General features: G+C 39.1%; 11 protein-coding genes. 10 read left to right on the top strand and 1 reads right to left on the bottom strand.

From position 1 onward, the window contains the following. Window positions 1-10 precede the first annotated feature (10 nt). The 10 genes from R2R28_RS22020 to R2R28_RS21975 all read left to right on the top strand — a co-directional run bounded on the left by R2R28_RS22020 (window position 11) and on the right by R2R28_RS21975 (window position 16,174). Window positions 11-1,552 (top strand): RagB/SusD family nutrient uptake outer membrane protein, encoded by a 1,542-nt coding sequence (locus R2R28_RS22020; RefSeq protein ID WP_316827811.1) that lies wholly within the window; start codon window positions 11-13, stop codon window positions 1,550-1,552. After that, window positions 1,543-2,307 carry a fasciclin domain-containing protein gene (locus R2R28_RS22015; RefSeq protein ID WP_316827810.1) on the top strand — a complete coding sequence of 255 codons (765 nt, stop codon included), beginning with the start codon at window positions 1,543-1,545 and terminating at the stop codon, window positions 2,305-2,307. The genes R2R28_RS22020 and R2R28_RS22015 overlap by 10 nt, the downstream gene beginning before the upstream one ends. Before the next feature lie 31 nt (window positions 2,308-2,338). Beyond that, window positions 2,339-4,021, top strand: coding sequence for a DUF5008 domain-containing protein (locus R2R28_RS22010; RefSeq protein ID WP_316827809.1), 1,683 nt, complete (start codon window positions 2,339-2,341; stop codon window positions 4,019-4,021). A 27-nt stretch (window positions 4,022-4,048) separates the two neighbouring features. Beyond that, the gene (locus R2R28_RS22005) at window positions 4,049-5,782 is read left to right on the top strand and encodes a DUF4983 domain-containing protein (protein ID WP_316827808.1); all 1,734 of its coding nucleotides are present in this window, start codon (window positions 4,049-4,051) and stop codon (window positions 5,780-5,782) included. A 17-nt stretch (window positions 5,783-5,799) separates the two neighbouring features. Further along, window positions 5,800-7,749: a M60 family metallopeptidase gene (locus R2R28_RS22000; protein ID WP_316827807.1), complete on the top strand. Its 1,950-nt coding sequence runs from the start codon at window positions 5,800-5,802 to the stop codon at window positions 7,747-7,749. A gap of 9 nt (window positions 7,750-7,758) precedes the next feature. Beyond that, window positions 7,759-9,456 carry an alkaline phosphatase family protein gene (locus tag R2R28_RS21995; protein WP_316827806.1) on the top strand — a complete coding sequence of 566 codons (1,698 nt, stop codon included), beginning with the start codon at window positions 7,759-7,761 and terminating at the stop codon, window positions 9,454-9,456. 315 nt (window positions 9,457-9,771) lie between these two features. Beyond that, on the top strand, window positions 9,772-12,936 hold the full coding sequence (locus R2R28_RS21990; protein ID WP_316827805.1) for a glycoside hydrolase family 2 TIM barrel-domain containing protein: 3,165 nt from the start codon (window positions 9,772-9,774) through the stop codon (window positions 12,934-12,936). Between the two features lie 124 nt (window positions 12,937-13,060). Next, the gene (locus R2R28_RS21985; protein ID WP_316827804.1) at window positions 13,061-14,263 is read left to right on the top strand and encodes a glycoside hydrolase family 27 protein; all 1,203 of its coding nucleotides are present in this window, start codon (window positions 13,061-13,063) and stop codon (window positions 14,261-14,263) included. Window positions 14,264-14,313: 50 nt separating this feature from the next. Then, window positions 14,314-15,822 carry a M60 family metallopeptidase gene (locus R2R28_RS21980; RefSeq protein WP_316827803.1) on the top strand — a complete coding sequence of 503 codons (1,509 nt, stop codon included), beginning with the start codon at window positions 14,314-14,316 and terminating at the stop codon, window positions 15,820-15,822. 34 nt (window positions 15,823-15,856) lie between these two features. Next, window positions 15,857-16,174, top strand: coding sequence for a hypothetical protein (locus R2R28_RS21975; protein ID WP_316827802.1), 318 nt, complete (start codon window positions 15,857-15,859; stop codon window positions 16,172-16,174). 338 nt (window positions 16,175-16,512) lie between these two features. Here the strand turns inward: R2R28_RS21975 and R2R28_RS21970 are convergent, their stop codons facing one another. Continuing rightward, complete coding sequence (locus R2R28_RS21970) at window positions 16,513-17,379, bottom strand: NAD(P)H-binding protein (protein WP_316827801.1); 867 nt, start codon at window positions 17,377-17,379, stop codon at window positions 16,513-16,515. Between the last annotated feature and the right edge of the window lie 54 nt (window positions 17,380-17,433).

The raw sequence follows: 17,433 nt of genomic DNA, 5'->3' as shown, positions 1-17,433 counted from the left end.
AATTAGACAGATGAAAAATACAAAATACTTAATCCTTTTTGCTGCCCTGGTTTTTACCACAGTTGGCTGTAAAAAATTTCTAAATGTAACCCCAATTGAAGCACAAAGCGGAAATAACTTTTGGAAAACACGTGAAGATGTAGAGGGATTTACAAACGGAATTTACTCAAGGCTAAAATCAAAAGTTGCAGGTTCACCTACTTTTTTTAATGAGGATGACCGTGCTTTCTTCCCTGCTTTAGAAATGAGGGGCAATAAGGTTGGCATAGGGAGCTTAAGCAGCGATGGTGCCAATACTTTTATTGCACTTACAGGTAACAACATGAAATTTCTTGTGGCCAGCAGCGGGCGTTTTAACGCCATGATGAAAAACGTTATGAGCTGGAAAGAATGGTATGATGTGGTTGCTGCAGCCAATATCTTATACTTCGAAGTTGATAAAGTACCTTCATCAAGCTTGCCTGAGGCTGATAAAAAAAGATATAAAGCTGAGGCCGTATTTTTACGCAACCTGAGTTATATGTTTATCTGTAAGTTATTCGGCGATGCCATTTATTATACCGATGCTTACCACAGTACACCACAAGGCAGAACTTCGCAAGTTACGGTAATGAACAGGTGTATTGCAGATATGACTGCAGCAAAAGCTGATTTACCTAATTTTTATAACGATGCTACATCTAATGGTTTCAGGCCTACAAAAGCATCGGCAGTTGCATTGTTAATGCATTTAAATATGTGGGCTGCAGCCTGGGATACCAGCGATAAAACAAAATATTATCAGGCCGTAAAAACGCTGGCTACCGAACTGGATACTTATAGTGATTATAAAATATTGCCGGTTACACCCGCCAATACGTTAAAAATTTTTAAAGGACGTAGCTCTGAAAACCTGTTCGGCATTTTACAGGATTTTAACTATGGCGAAGGCTTTTCTTTACCTTCCGGCCTTTCTTATTATTTATCCCATTATCCATACCAGGGCAATGTAACCAAAACCCAAAGTTCTATTATTTACCAAAGTGATTATATCCGCAAACTTTTTCTTCCGGGGTCCGGAGATGCAAGGGTAAGCACATGGTTTGAAAACTATGATTCTCAGAGCGGGGTATTTCAGTTTAAAAAATTCGCAAATACGTATTCAACAGGGTCTGGAAGTGCAATATCAATCACAAGCGATGATAGTGCTATTATTTTCAGGCTACCAGACTGTTATTTATTAACTGCTGAAGCCCTTGCAGAGCTAGGCGACGAAAGCGGTGCAAAAGATTTTGCCAACAGGGTTACCATAGCGGCCAATGCACCACTTATTACGCAAAACGGACAGGACTTAAAAGATGAGATTTATAGAGAAAGATGCAGGGAACTGATTGGCGAAGGGCAGTTCTTTTTTGATCTGGTAAGAACAAAAAGAGTGCTAAATTCTGATTTCACTAACTCGCCTATATCGGTAGCTAACCTTAATGCGGGCGCCTGGACCTGGCCGCTTACCATTACCGCTGCCGAGCGAAGCGCAAACCCAAGTTTAATCGGTAATAATTTTTGGAACTAATAGATATGATGATGAAGAAGAATTATAAAACACTGCTATTTTCAGTAATCTGTATATTATCAGTTTTAACCGGCTGTAAAAAATACTATATAGAAACGGGCGTACATGAAGCAAAATATAATGGCAATATTATGCAGTACATGGAAGCAAAGAAACCGTTTTTCGATTCAACCCTAACGGTAATTAAACTCGCCGGGTTGGCCGATGTAATCAGTAAAGAGAACATCACATTTTTTGCACCGCCAAGTGGCTCAATCTTTAAATCCATTAAAGGTTTAAATGTAAGATTAAGGGTTACAGGTAAGGATACCGTTTCGCAATTATCGCAGATAAAACCTGAAGTATGGAAAAATATACTGTCACAATACATTTTTAAAGGCAGTAACCGCTTAAAAGATTACCCCCAACGCGATACTTTATCGTACCTCGCTTATCCTGGTCAGGGTTATACCTCCTATAGCGGCAGGATCATGAATATCGGGGTGATTTTTAATGATGCCGTAGTGTATAGCGATAAAGGAGAAGAACTTTCGAGGGTATCTTATGCAGGTTACCGCCAATTGTACCTGGCCTATATACCCGATCTGTCTAACCCTCAGGTATCATTGGTTAACATTCCGGTTGCTACCTCAGATATTCAGCCCACAAACGGTGTTTTACATGTGCTCACTAAAATCTCGCATAATTTTGGCTTTAATACAAATGTTTTTATCGAACAGGCCATATCTGCAGGTATTAATCCACCAACTCCATAGGTCTATTATTTTATCCATAAATTGAATAAAAATGTTAACTAACATACAATATAAATTTAAGCTGTTTTTGTTCGGGGCAATATGCTTAACAACAGCTTTTGTTTCCTGCCAAAAACAGAAGGGCCTTGGCGAAGATCCTTATGCCGGCGGTAAACAACCATTGGATCTCACTTTCGTTTCTAAAACGATCGAACCAGATGTGGTAAATGCCGGCGATGTTTTAACGGTAAGGGTAAAAGGCCTGAGTAAATATATCAACGATTTTAAAGTGTTTGTAAATGAAATAGAAGCCGAAGTGGTAAAGGCATCTACAAATGATACCACCTTAACTTTCAAAGTTCCTTTAACGGCCAGTACGGGCAGTATGTGGATTACCTCACAAGGACAAAGTTTTTTTGGTCCGGTGGTTAAAGTGGGTGGTAAAGTAAGTGTTGATGCCAGCTGGAAAGTGGTTAATGGTGCAACAAACAATACCAATGGTTTCAGTCCAAGTACCATATTTGATATTGAGGCTTTACCTGGTGGTAACTTTTTTCTAGGCGGTGCATTTAACGATTTTGAATTAAATGGAACCGAAAAACTGCCAATTGGGGGTATCGCGCAAATTTCAGGCGATGGTGCCTATACCACAAGCGGGGTTAAATTTGGTAAAGGTGCAGGTGGTGCCGATAAATCTATTTATTCAATTACCCGTATCCCAACTGGTGCCCAGGCTGGCAAGTATATCATTGGCGGGAGTTTTACCAGTTTTAACTCTACCCGTATTAACCGCCAAACCCTGAATAATATTGCCAGGTTAAATAGCGATGGCTCATTAGATAGTTTGGTACTTAAGGATGTAATTAACCCAAAACCACAGGAAACTTATAAAAATGGCGATACCGTTGCCACCTTTAACGCCGGTGTTGATGGAGTAGTAAGAAAAACCTTTGTATTTAACGAACAGGTGTACATTGTAGGTAACTTTAATAACTACAAACGGATGTATTTACCCAATTCGAGTTATGATGAAAAGATATATGATAATACAAGAATGCGCCAGGTAGTAAGGGTAAATATGGATGGTAGCATGGATTCTACCTTTCATTATAACAAATCAACCCGCCAAAGTGCAATAGGTGCCAACGGTATCATTTTAGATGCCATGATGCAGAGTGATGGGAAATTAATTCTTGTAGGAACATTTAGCACCTTTAATGGAACGCTGGCCAACCGCATTGTGAGGTTAAACCTTGATGGCAGTGTTGATAACAGTTTTAGTGCAGGTGCGGGTGCCAATAGCGACATCATTTCAATCAGGTACAATGCCACTACAAATAAAATTGTAGTAGGTGGTACATTTACCAGTTTTAACGGTAAAGCGGCCTCGGGTATTAACCTGTTAAATGCAGATGGATCTAATGTTACAACTTTTACCGGACAACCAATAACAGGGGGCATTGCTAATTTTGTAGGCCAGCTTAACAACGGAAAAATTATCGTAAGTGGCTCCTTTAATAAATACGGCGATTATCTCCGTCAGGGTTTTATGGTATTAGAAGCCAATGGGCAGCTAGCTGTAGGATATAACAATACCGGTGGTTTTCAGGGTGCAATTTACGACATGACAGAAACCACGGTAGCTACAGGCACAAAGGTAATTTTAGTGGGCGATATCCTCCGTTTTAACGGAACCTTGCCGCACAATATCATACGCCTGAATTTTGCTAATTGATCAAAATAGTTTCAAATATAATAACAGATGAAAAAAGGATTTACATTAACTGCAACTTTAAAATACCTGGGGCTATGGCTGGTATTTGGGTTATTCCTTATGGCCACTGGTTGTAATAAGGATTTTGAAAATACATTGCCACAAAATTTCAGAAACGATACCTTAGGCTTAGGGGCTGGGAAAAAGGTATTATATATCGTTTTGGATGGTGTAACAGGTGCTGCAATAAAAACACTTGCACCCACCAATATCGCTCAGATTAATGCCAAAGCCACCTACACTTACGATGGTTTGGCCGATAACAAATACAATGTAATTACCAATGCTTCTGCGTGGACAAGCATGTTAACCGGTTACGATTATACCAAACATAATGTAACTACCGAAGATTTTACTGGTTTAAACCTACAAAATACACCAACTGTTTTTACCAGGGTTAAAAATTCATTAAATAATCCCAGAACAGTTTCAATCGCATCTACAACGGTGTTTAATGATAAACTGGCAACAGATGCAACTGTAAAACAAAATGTAGCTGATGATGCCGCAGTTAAAGCCGGAGTAATTACCGAACTAAGCAGTAATAACCCTTCAATGGTAGTTGCACAGTTTCATAGTGCCGAAACCGCTGGCGCAGCTAATGGTTATACCGCTGCTACACCTGCTTATGCAGCTGCTATAAGAAGTATTGATGGCTACATTGGTGAAATATTAACAGCACTAAAAGCCAGAAAAGGATATTCAGGAGAAAACTGGTTGGTAATAATTGCTTCAAATAAAGGTGGTGGCCAATCTGGTGGTGTACCGGGTTCGAATATTTTTAACGATCCGTCACGAAATGCTTACATTGCTTTTTATAATCCACGCTTTTCGTCGGTTATGATCTCACAACCTGATCCTGGCAGTTACCCTTTTGTAGGTACCGGACCTCGTTTTATAGCAACAACCAATGCAAATGTTACTGCCATACAAAATAATACTGCAATTGGCAATTTTGGCACCACAGGCGATTATACCTTTATGTTTAAATTTAGGGATGATTATGGCCAGGCCAATTATTATCCGATGTTCCTTGCAAAAAGAAATGCTTTTAACTCCGTTTCTTCTACAGGATGGGGCTTTTTATTCGGTGCAAATTCTGCACAGTTAGATTGGGGTGGCACACCACGTCCTGGCTTTGGTATCGATATCCGCGACGGACGTTGGCATACCGTGGCCTTTACCATAGGTTTGCTTAATAATGTAAGAACACTTACTTTATATGTAGATGGTTTAACCAGATACTCTGGCTCTATAAATGGAAGAAATATAGACAATACAACGGCACTTAGGCTAGGCGGTGATATAGGAACCAACGGCGATTCGCAAACCAATATTTTAATCAGGGATGTAGCCTTATTTAATGTTACCATGTCTGCAACGGATGTAGCTGCAGTTATGAGAACTCAGATTAAATCAACTACCCCGTTTTTTAATAATCTACTTGGCTTCTGGCCAGGAAATGAAACAAGTGGTACCACGATGTTGGATCAATCAGGCAAAGGAAATAATTTTACTTACAGCAGCAACGTAACATTTGCGGGCTTTGAAGAAATTTCGCCGAATATCTCACCTGATATTTCACCGGCAGCTTATCTTTCAGTACCTAACGGTGTCGATATTCCATTGCTTATTTACAACTGGTTAAATATTGCTGTTTCTCCTCAATGGGGTTTAACAGGCAGGTTGTATAGTCCAACCGTTACATTACCAATTAATTAACTTTAAATATTAATAAAATGAAATTTAATCAGTTAACTAAAATACTTGGCTTATCCCTTTTAGTGGCATTTACTGCTTGTAAAAAGTATGGCTATGAGGTTCCAGATGGGTATCCTGATGATTCGCAAAACGTATCCGAGGGAACTATCGATACCAATATGAAATTGATCGATAAATCGATGTACGCTAAAGCAAGGGTATTTCCTGGCCTGGTAGATCAATCAGAACCCAGGGTAAAAGATACCCAGTTTACACTTAACCTTAATTTTACCGATCAAACTGCTCAGAATTTGAGAATTGCTGAGGCCCCGTCACCGCAGTATAGCACCGGTTATTATGCAGCTCCCGGCGAGTTGATCAAACTTGTGGTTCCGGCAGGAGTGGATGGTTTAACCGTACAGATTGGTGCACATACCGATAACCTGGCGGGTAAATCTCCATTATTACGCGATCCGGTGATTTATAACAGAAAAAAATTGGTTTCGGGTGTAAATTATATCCGTAACCTCTATGGCGGCCATATTTATATCCTGGCAACATTCGCTTATCCAACTCCTGTTACCTTTACCATTACAGGTGCGGTGGTATCACCCGATTTTATTTTGGGCCAAACTAACGATGCCGACTGGGTAGCTAAAGTAAAAGCTTCACAAGTGCCCTGGTTAGAATTAAGGGCTAAAAGTGTTATTTTTACCATTCCCAGAGATAAGGTAATGGCTACTTTTAATTCAAGCGAGCCTTTAACCAACCCTACAGCTGTATTTAGTAAATGGAATGATGTTTTCGATCTCGATTACAACGCCTGGATGGGTTTATCAGATAATGCAGCCGATATTAGAGACCGTAGCCCGCAAAGCCAGTGGCGCGGTGTTTTGGATATTCAGCTTACCAACGGGTATGGCCACTCTGGTTTCCCTTTTGTGGGTTTAAACGATTCTTATTGGTTTGCCAGTTTTACCAGTCTAAATTCAATCAACACCAGTTCTGGTCAGTGGGGTACCTATCATGAGTTTGGCCACAATTGCCAACAGGCAGATATATGGAGCTGGAGCACCTTGGGCGAAACCACTAATAACCTTTTTAGTTTTAAAGTAGCCAACAGGATTGGTGCCAATTACAATATCCTGCATCCGGCAGTTTCAAGTGGTTTTCCTGAATCAATAAATTATGCAAGTGGTACAGGTTTAAAAAACTTTGATACAGATGCATTCATGACTGATAAAGACAAGGGACCTTTCAGAAGGATTACCCCTTTTGTGCAGATTTTTGAATTATATGGTTATGACGCAATGACCTATTTATATAAAGAAGCCCGTCATGCCGAACGCTTAAATACCAACGATATTACCAAACATAATTTTGTTTACGAAAAACTATCTGATTATACTAAAACAGATTTGGCGCCATTTTTCGATGCCTGGGGAATTTTAGTAAGCGATGCCGTAATTGCAAAAGTATCAGCTAAATATCCTTTGTTAAACAAAACTATCTGGACTTATAATCCACTAAACAAAACTGGAGGAACAGCGATATATAATCCTACACAGGTAATTTCGGTAAGTTCGTTACAAAGTACCACTGCCGATCTTGGCGCTAATTTAATTGATGGCAATACGGCTACATTCTGGCATTCTAAATATAGCCCGACTCCAACTGCTGCAGAAACCTTTCCTTTTACCGTAATTCTAGGTACCGGAACACGAACTGCTGTGCCAATTAAAGGAATTACATTTAACCAAAGAACAAATAATAATAATGGTTATATCAAAAATGTTGAAATATTAGCAAGTAGTGATAATGTTAATTATACATCAGTAGGAACCACCACAGTACCGCAGAATACCAGTAAATATGATTTCAATTTTCCTGGAGGAAACGTCAACGCCAAATTTATCAAAGTATTGATAAAAACAGGAGCCAGTACGGTATTTTGTTCTTTAGCTGAATGTAATCTTATCAAACCTTAACGCATTATTATGAAAACCAACAATAAAATATATAACATACTGCTTTGTGTTTGCACCATCGGTGTATTGGGTTACTCCAGTTGCAAAAAATATGCTAATCCACCGGCAGTTTACGAAGATCTCAAGCCCCTCAATGCAGGGCAGCGTAAAATATTGGTCATCAGTATTGATGGATTAACAGGCACAGAACTGCAGGCTGTAGCACCAACCAATATTGCAACCTTACAGAAAAACTCTAAGTATACTTATAACACTTTAAAAACAGGATCGGATGCAGCCGGATGGGTATCCATGTTAACAGGTACCAGTTCTGTAAAACACCAGATCAGCAATGATAATTTTGAGCGTACAGCCGGTTCAGGTGTTGATGAGCATGCCCCAATAGTATCTTACCGTAATGTATTCGATTACATTACACAATACAAATCGGTAAAAACAGCTTTTGTTACCCCGTGGCTTAACCTGCGGAATTACATGAAAAATGCCGATTTTTTACCTGTTGTATCAACTGATTTAGCTGTAAAAGACAGTACAGTTAGTATTCTGAATAGCCAAACGGCCTTAGGCACTATGGTTGTTAATTTTAGAGATGTAGAAGCCGCAGGTGATAATGGAGGTTATCTGGCTACCAATGCCAATTATAAAAATGCCATAGTAAAATCCGATGAATATGTAGGTAATATTTTAACCGCTTTAAAAGCGAGAAAAAACTATGCCAATGAAGATTGGTTGGTGATTGTAACCAGTAACCATGGTGGTAGCAGTGCCAATCCAACCAATGGATTTACCTTAGTTTATAATCCTGTTTTTAAACCTTTTGAATTGAAAAAATCAGGCTTTAATCCTGTTTTATTCAATAATAATTCAGGTAGAGCTACATTGAGTAATGATAATAATCTTTACGATGCCGGGGAAACCAAAAGTTTTACCGTACAAATGGATGTAAAATTTAATTCAGTACCAACTGGATACGCGAGCTTTTTTAGTAAAAGTACTAATTTAAGTAGTCAGGTGATTACAGGCTGGCAATGGGCGCTATATCCTGGCGGTAAATGGGTTATTACTGTTGGAGGAAGCCTAAATGGAGGAAAAGGAAAAACCGAGACGGCATCAGCAGATGCTCCCGGAACAGATTGGCATAAATTAACCATGACCGTAGAATATGTCAATTCAACCACTAGAAACCTAAATATGTACATTGATGGTAAGCGTCAAACCACAGCCGCGACAAACATTAGTGCTAACAAAAGCTTAAGCACAACAGAGGCGTTTAGGGTAGGTCATAGAACCGGGGATAATGATACCCCTACATCTTTTTATGGTGCTAATTTATCTTATTTTAATACTGCATTAAGTGAAGCCGTAATTAACAGTAATTTAAGTTTAAAAGATATTACCAAGCATAGTAATTATGCAAATCTTATTGGTTATTGGCCTATGGATGAGGGAACAGAAGCAACGTTTTTTAATAAATTACCTGTTGGTTATAATATGTCGCTCTCTGGAGTTTATAGCTGGGCTAATTTAGGTAGTGCTTACCCTCCTGGTACAACACCTGAGCCTATTACATCAACTCTGTCTATTCCTTCAACAGTAAGCGATGTATCTGCACTTGCACTCTATTGGATGAACATTAATATCCTTGCCGATTTCGGTTTTGATGGTAAACCTTACCTTAAAAACTTCGAATTAGAATTTTTAAAATAGTAGTTAGTTTAGTTAGTGAGACCCTTGCCGCCAATTGGTGGCAACGGGTTTTTTCTGTTTTAAGAATTATACTATTTACTGTAAACTTCATTCTGCCCGTATTTACAGGGTTATAAGTTGTAACCTAATAAAACTTAATTTTCTTAACTGCTTATGGTATAAAAAAGCCATTTAAATACTCAGTGGTAAAAAATACAACTCAAATTAACAGCTTGGTAACATCTTTAAAACTCAAACGTTTGCGCAGAAACAATTTCATTATCCTATACTAATCATCAGTAATTTGGAGCCATAAGACCAATTTAAACACACAAAATGAAGAAAAAACTAACCATTTTATTTACACTATTATCTATTGCAGGGCAAATCTTGGCGCAGGATCTACCCTCCGAAATGCAAACACCAGAAATAGTTTCGGTAAACCGTTTACCCATGCGTGTATCCGCTTTTGCTTTCGAGAGTCAGGATTTAGCAGCTAAAAGAGCCAAAGAAAAATCAACCTATTTTTTATCCCTAAACGGTACCTGGAAATTTAACTGGGTAAAAGATCCGCGCAAGCGCCCGACTGATTTTTACAAAGTAGATTTCGACGATAAAACATGGGATAATTTTAAAGTTCCTGCCAACTGGGAAACCAACGGTTATGGTACACCGATTTATGTAAATCAACCTTATGAATTTGCTGGCCGGCAATTAACCGGGGGTAAAATGAATCCTCCTTTCGATATTCCTGCAGATAACAATCCCGTGGGTTCTTACCGAAAAAAAATCAATATACCTGCCAATTGGGATGGCAGACAAGTGTTTATCAGTTTAGGCGCAGTTAAATCTGCTTTTTACATCTGGGTAAACGGTAAAAAAGTAGGATACAGCGAAGACAGTAAATTGGCTGCAGAATTCGATATTACCAAATATGTTAAACCAGGCGAAAACACCATTGCATTACAGGTTTACCGGTGGAGCGATGGTAGTTATTTAGAATGCCAGGATATGTGGCGCATTTCGGGGATAGAACGCGAAGTGTATTTGTATTCCACTCCAAAATTAGATATCCGCGATTTTAAAGTTATCGGTGGGTTAGATGCCAGTTATACCAACGGATTACTGAATGTAGATTTAGCTGTAGAAAATTATAAAATAGATCAGCGTACCAACCACAGCCGTCCGGATAGTTTTTATGTAGCACTCGATCTGGTTGATGCCAAAGGAAATAACGTTTGGAAAGATGCAACCACGATTCAAAAAGTGCTTGGGAATTATAAGACTAATCTTTCCTTCAAAGCTCAGGTCAGCAATGTAAAAAACTGGTCGGCAGAAATTCCTTATCTATATACACTTTACATCACTTTAAAAGATAAAAACAATAAAATTATCGAAGTAATACCACAACGTGTGGGTTTCCGATCGGTAGAAATTAAAGGCAGCGATTTATTGGTTAACGGTAAACGTGTGTTCTTAAAAGGAGTGAACCGCCACGAGCACAACGCTACCCAGGGCCATACTTTAACCCATGCCGATATGGAAAAAGATATGGAAATGATGAAAAAGTTAAACGTAAATGCCGTGCGCCATTCTCATTATCCGCCTGATCCTTACTGGATGGAACTTTGTGATGAATACGGTTTGTATGTGATAGACGAAGCCAATATCGAATCGCATGGCCGTTATTACAGTTTAGAAACCACTTTTGCCAACGATAAACAGTGGCGAATCCCGCACCTCGAGCGCATTACCCGGATGTACGAACGAGATAAAAACCATGCTTCCGTAATCACCTGGTCATTAGGCAACGAAGCTGGTAACGGCGTTAACTTTTACGAGGCTTATCAATGGCTTAAAGCCAAAGATTTCCGTCCGGTGCAGTACGAAAGGGCAGAAAACGATTTTAATACCGACATGATAGTTCCACAGTACCCTTCGCCAAATTACCTTCCACGTTATTCGAAACAAGAAAAAGAAACCCGTCCGTTTATTATGAGCGAATATGCGCACATTATGGGTAATAGTTTGGGCAATTTTAAAGAATATTGGGATGCTATTGAGAACAACCCGAAATTACAGGGTGGTTTTGTTTGGGAATGGATCGATCAATCTATTGATACTGTTAAAAACGGCAAACGCATTATGGCCTATGGCGGCGATTTCCCATTGAATGGCACCGTTGACGAAAACTTTAGCGATAACGATTTCTGTGTAAAAGGTGTAGTAACTGCATACCGTGGTATGACACCAATGGCAGTAGAATTGAAAAAAGTACATCAATACATCAAAACTACCTTTAACGGCACCAACCAGATCAATGTAAACAACAGTTATTTCTTTAAAGATATTAGCAATGTACAATTGAACTGGGAACTGGTAGAAGATGGGAAAATCATTCAAAGTGGAGTAGTTGCAAATCTTAACATTGCACCGCGACAAACACAAATGTTGTCACTTCCGTTTAAAACCAGTTATGCTGCGGGCAAAGAATACTTCTTAAACGTTCGTTACCGTTTAAAAACACCTGAACCGTTTTTAGAAAAAGGTTATGAAATTGCTTACGAACAGATTGCATTGGCCGGAACGCCAAAGGCCAATGTTTATGCTACCAATAAAAAAGTTTTAAAAGTTGAACAGACAGCTGAAAAAGCGGTAGTTAAAGGCAGCGATTTCACCATTACTTTCGATTTAACCAAAGGAACATTAACCAGTTACGTTGCTAAAGGACAAGAATTGCTGGCTTCTGGCCCGCAACCCGGTTTTTACCGTGCACCAACCGATAACGATATCGGTGCAGGTATAAATACAAAATTACGCATGTGGCGCAATGTATACCAGGATAATGATGCAGCCAATATAAAATCTACCGTAAATTCAACTGCTGATGGTTTTACCCTGACCGTTAAATCGACTTTGCTTAAAGGCGATGCCCAAATCACACAAGAATTTAATGTCTTGGCCGATGGAACCATCAAAGTAAGCAATCAATTTAAAGCGGTTACCGGTAATTACAAAAGTTTAATGCGTATCGGTAACGATCTGCAATTAAAAAACAATTACAACAATATCCAATGGTATGGCCGTGGCCCGGGCGAAAACTATGTAGACAGAAAAACAGCTTCGTTAATTGGTATTTATAAATCAAACGTTGCAGATCAGTATTTTGCTTATGCCCGACCGCAGGAAAGTGGCAATAAAACCGATGTACGTTGGGTAGCCTTCACCAATAAGGCTGGTAAAGGCTTACGTTTCGAATTTGCAGACCAGTTGTTAAGTTTTAATGCCCTACCATATTCGGTAGAAGATTTAGACCCAGAAGCTGAGAAAAAACAATATCACTCTGGAGAACTGGTAAAACGTAACCAGATTTATCTGCACATGGATATGCAACAACTGGGTGTACAGGGTATTGATAGCTGGGGTTCTATGCCGTTAATTCAATATCAGATTCCTTTTAAAGATTACCAGTACAGTTACTATATCAAACCAATAAAGTAATACGGGCGGTTCGTCATTCCCAACTTGATTGGGAATCTTAAACCAAAAGCATTAAGATTCCCACCTGCATGGGAATGACGACCGTTCTTTTTTAATCAAACTAACATTAGCTAACCAAGATAATATGAAATTTATAAAAATCTGTTTCAGTCTGTTGCTACTTTCACAAATTAACTTTGCTCAAGCGCCTAAACTAGCTGCAACACCACCAATGGGCTGGATGAGCTGGAACATCATGTCCGAAAACCCGAACGAAAAAGATATTAAAGAAATGGCCGATGCTATGGTAAACACCGGCATGGTAAAAGCTGGTTATCAATATATCTTTTTAGACGACTGCTGGCAGGGTGGTCGCGACAATAAAAACAATATTATTGCAGATCCAAAAAAGTTTCCTTCGGGCATTAAAGCCCTGGCCGATTACCTGCATAATAAAGGCATGAAACTGGGGATTTATTCTGATGCTGCCTCATTAACCTGTGGTGGCTATACCGCGAGTTTAAATTTCGAAGAGCAGGACGCTAAAACTTTTGCTTCATGGGGCATCGATTACCTGAAATATGATTATTGTAATGCCCCGGAAGATGTAGAAACGGCAAAAAAACGTTACAGTACCATAGCGCAGGCCTTACGTAAATCGGGGAGGGATATTGTTTTAGGAATTTGCGAGTGGGGCCCAAGAGAACCCTGGAACTGGGGCGCACAGGTAGGTGGACAAAGCTGGCGCACCACTTTCGACATTAGAGATAAATGGCTAGATATTGAAGGCAAAGGTGGAGTAGGAATCTACAACGTAGTAGATAAAATGGCCGGACTCGCAAGTTTTTCAGGTCCCGGTAAATGGAACGACGGCGATATGTTGGTAGCCGGATTACATGGTACAAAAGGTCCATCCTCTGCTTTTAAAGGTATAGGATGTACAAAAGCCGAATACCAAAGCCAAATGAGTTTGTACAGCATGCTTAATTCGCCGTTATATGCAAGCTGCGATATCCGTAAGATGGATGATGAAGCCAAAACTATTTTTACCAATGAAGAAGTAATTGCCTTAAACCAGGATGCTTTGGGTAAACAGGCCGAAAGAAAAATCAAAACCGACATATGGGATGTTTTTGTGCGCCCATTGGCAAACGGTGATTTCGCTATAGCGATTTTAAATAAATCGGCAGCTGCCCAAAATGCAAAAATAAGCTTTGCTGAGCTGGGCCTAACTGATCGATACGAAATTAAAGATTTATGGCAACATAAGATTATCGGCAAAAACAATAAATGGGCTGGTGAGGTAACTGCTCACGAAACCAGGGTTTTCCGATTGAAAAAAGTATAAAGTAAAAAAACAAGCTTAAAAAAATCATACAAACAAACCAAACACACAAAATGAAGTTACTATTATCCCTTGCATTAGTAGCCACAGGATTAACCACCTTTGCTCAGAATGCTCCAAAAGATCCCGCAACAATTCTGATCTCACCAGATCATACACTTTCGAAAAGTGATACGGTTTTTAGAAAGGTCATAGCCAAATGGAGCGATGAAACCTTAAAAAGTACCGGTTACAAAAACATTAAAGCACAGCCATCATCTGATATTTTTCCGGGTGCAGTAAAAGCAGGCTTTCAGTTTATCAATAAAACGGTAAGCATCGAACACAAAAAAATGGCCGATAGTCTGGTGCCCATCGTATCTACCTTAGGATATTCTGGCTATGATAATGCCACCATGTACAGCACGGGTTTATATGCAAAAGCGGGTGAATATATTGAAATTGATGTGCCTAAAAATACAGATATCACCGATCTTGAAGTTCAGATTGGTGCACATAGCGATCGCCTGAATTATTGGGTGGCCGGTAAAGAAGATTGGCGCAGAATGCCCATTATTACCAAAAAGCAAAAACTCGTTATCGGAGAAAACAGATTGGCTTCGCCCTTTGGAGGTTTGATTTACATTGACATCAAGCCAAAGGCAGAAAGCAGAAAAATTGATTTCAAAATCAGTCATGCTATAGCTGCACCACTTTTTGTATTGGGTAAAAGCACGCAAAGCGATTGGGAAAACCAGTTAAAAAACAATAAAGCACCATGGGGCGAAATGGCTACTGAAAATGTAATTTTAACCTTGCCCGATAGTGTATTGCAAACCATTAAAAAGCCCGAAGAAGTATTAAAATTATGGGATTTGGTGGTGCTTGGCGAATTAGATCTGGCCAATATGCCTGCTCCATTTTACAGGGCGCAGCGTATGGTGCCCGATGAACATATTGGTGGCGGTTATATGCACAGCGGTTATCCGATCATGATCCATCATTCTCCTTCAAGAAAAATGCTTTCAAACGAGATCATGGCCAATCCCGAATTGTTGATGAAACCCAGTAAAGGCGGTGCAAACTGGGGTTTCTTCCACGAAATTGGTCATAATATGCAGAATTTGAACTGGGTTTTTGGCGGGACTACCGAAGTCAGCAACAATTTCTTTTCGCTTTATATGTTCGATCGTTTAATGGGCGGAAGAGACGATTCGCATGCTGCCGTTTCAAGTGCCAATACGCAAAAAATGATGAAAAAATATTTCGCCGAAGGTGCGAGTTACGAAAAATGGAAAAGTGATCCTTTTTTAGGTTTGATTATGTTTCGCCAGATGCAGGAAGGTTTTGGATGGGAAAGTTTTAAAGCTTTCTTTAAAGAATATCAAAAAATAGGACCAGGCATCGGCAGGTTAAACGATCAGGAGAAACGCGATTTATGGGTAAAAACCTATTCTAATGTGGTAAAGCGAAATCTTGCGCCATTTTTTAATACCTGGGGAGTAGATATCAGTGAAAAAACACAGAAAGAGCTGATAAGCCTCCCTTCATGGAAACCTTATAATTTTCCACCTGTAAATTAATCCCTCACGCCTAAATTATCTCAAATCAACCAAGATGGCAGTAAGCAGAAAAATTGCTTTAAAAACCGATGAGCAAAGCGGTAATCAACTTCATATTTACGAGGTTAATCCGATTATATTTTACTCTGGTGAGGCAGACGAACTTAATATCGAACTTTTAGAATTTAACTATGGTGAACTGATTATTAAATCATTATCTACAGCCGTATTAAAAGTAAAGCAACTATTTATGGAAGATGAAGAGTTTACCGTTAAATGGAAGCAAAATGCTAAAGGTTTACGGATTACGCTTCCAGATGGATTAACCAATGATGAAACCCGAAAAAAGTGCACGTTAAAGATTAAATTTTAAAATTCTCCAGAGACCTATGAGGTTTGAATAAGCACATTGCTTAAAAACCTCATAGGTCTTAATATAAAAGGCATATATACTGCTGTAGCGTTTTCATTATAACATTCGTTTATGGTTAAATTAACCAAATCACTTAAACGCATGCTCTATATATTAACCTCCGTAGTATTGATTATAAGCTTAACTTGGGGCCATAAAGATGGCGATGAACCCATGCAAAACGGCGATTGACGCAAACTTAACAGCTGAATATTATCGGTTGGTATCCACACCACCCGAAATCAATTAATTTTTGGATTTGAACAGCGTTAGATGGAAACATCTGACACCACATTGAATCAATTGTCTCGTAGCGTATTTTCGAAGTATTCGGAAATGCGCGTTTTTAATTTCACAACAGTAGTACCCTTATTTACAGGATCGGTATCGCCGTTTACAACTGTTTCTGTCATTTCGATAAAATTTTTCCGTGCATCAGGCGAAAAACCCATTTTTTGTAAGGTTGTATCCCAATCTTCGTGTGGAATTTGCTTCGCTTTTACTTCTTTCTTCAATATTGCTGAAAGTGTTGCGGCAATATCATCAGAACTTAATTTTTCAGGCCCGGTAATTTCGTAAATTTTAGATTGATCGTCATTTGTCAGTACATCAGCTACAAATGAAGCTACATCCATAGGTGAAATCATTGGGATTGCCAAATCAGCCGGATAAAATGTTGGCAACACGCCATTTTTTTTAACTTCAGGCAGTTGCGCTAACCAATTGCTATAATAATATGCCGGACGAACGAAAATCTGTGGAATTTCAAGATCTTTAAAAGCATGTTCCAGCATGTACGACATTAATAAATTACCTGTTCCTTTACTGTATTGTGCACCAATTGACGATAAACCCACCACTTTTTTAATGGATGATTTACGGATGGCCTGATGATAATTTTCGAGAATGGTTTTGGTTTCGCCCAATACATCCTTACTTTTTCCGGTTTCTGGCGTTAAAGCGAAAAGGGTATCGCCACCATCAAAAGCTGCAGTTAATGCATTTAAATCCAGTGCATCTGCTACCGCTACTTCAGCTCCTTTTTCTTTAACTTCCGAAGCTTTTTCCGGATTATGGATAACTGCTTTAACGGGAAGTTTTTTAGCTAATAGATGATCTACAATTGCTGATCCCACCTGACCAGACGCACCCAAGATTACGTACATAACAATCAATTTTTAGTTACGAGCGTATATTTTATTAACAAGTTTACAGGGGTT

Origin of the sequence: Pedobacter miscanthi (genome assembly GCF_032678605.1) — a bacterium.
Classification (GTDB): Bacteria; Bacteroidota; Bacteroidia; order Sphingobacteriales; family Sphingobacteriaceae; genus Pedobacter; species Pedobacter miscanthi_A.
This window is presented reverse-complemented; position numbering and strand designations above follow the sequence as displayed.

Bases quoted from the DNA above. Each gene is read 5' to 3' on its own strand.
- R2R28_RS22020 (WP_316827811.1), top strand. From the start codon at position 11: ATGAAAAATACAAAATACTTAATCCTTTTTGCTGCCCTGGTTTTTACC.
- R2R28_RS22010 (WP_316827809.1), top strand. From the start codon at position 2,339: ATGTTAACTAACATACAATATAAATTTAAGCTGTTTTTGTTCGGGGCA.
- R2R28_RS22005 (WP_316827808.1), top strand. From the start codon at position 4,049: ATGAAAAAAGGATTTACATTAACTGCAACTTTAAAATACCTGGGGCTA.
- R2R28_RS22000 (WP_316827807.1), top strand. From the start codon at position 5,800: ATGAAATTTAATCAGTTAACTAAAATACTTGGCTTATCCCTTTTAGTG.
- R2R28_RS21995 (WP_316827806.1), top strand. From the start codon at position 7,759: ATGAAAACCAACAATAAAATATATAACATACTGCTTTGTGTTTGCACC.
- R2R28_RS21990 (WP_316827805.1), top strand. From the start codon at position 9,772: ATGAAGAAAAAACTAACCATTTTATTTACACTATTATCTATTGCAGGG.
- R2R28_RS21985 (WP_316827804.1), top strand. From the start codon at position 13,061: ATGAAATTTATAAAAATCTGTTTCAGTCTGTTGCTACTTTCACAAATT.
- R2R28_RS21980 (WP_316827803.1), top strand. From the start codon at position 14,314: ATGAAGTTACTATTATCCCTTGCATTAGTAGCCACAGGATTAACCACC.
- R2R28_RS21975 (WP_316827802.1), top strand. From the start codon at position 15,857: ATGGCAGTAAGCAGAAAAATTGCTTTAAAAACCGATGAGCAAAGCGGT.
- R2R28_RS21970 (WP_316827801.1), bottom strand. From the start codon at position 17,379: ATGTACGTAATCTTGGGTGCGTCTGGTCAGGTGGGATCAGCAATTGTA.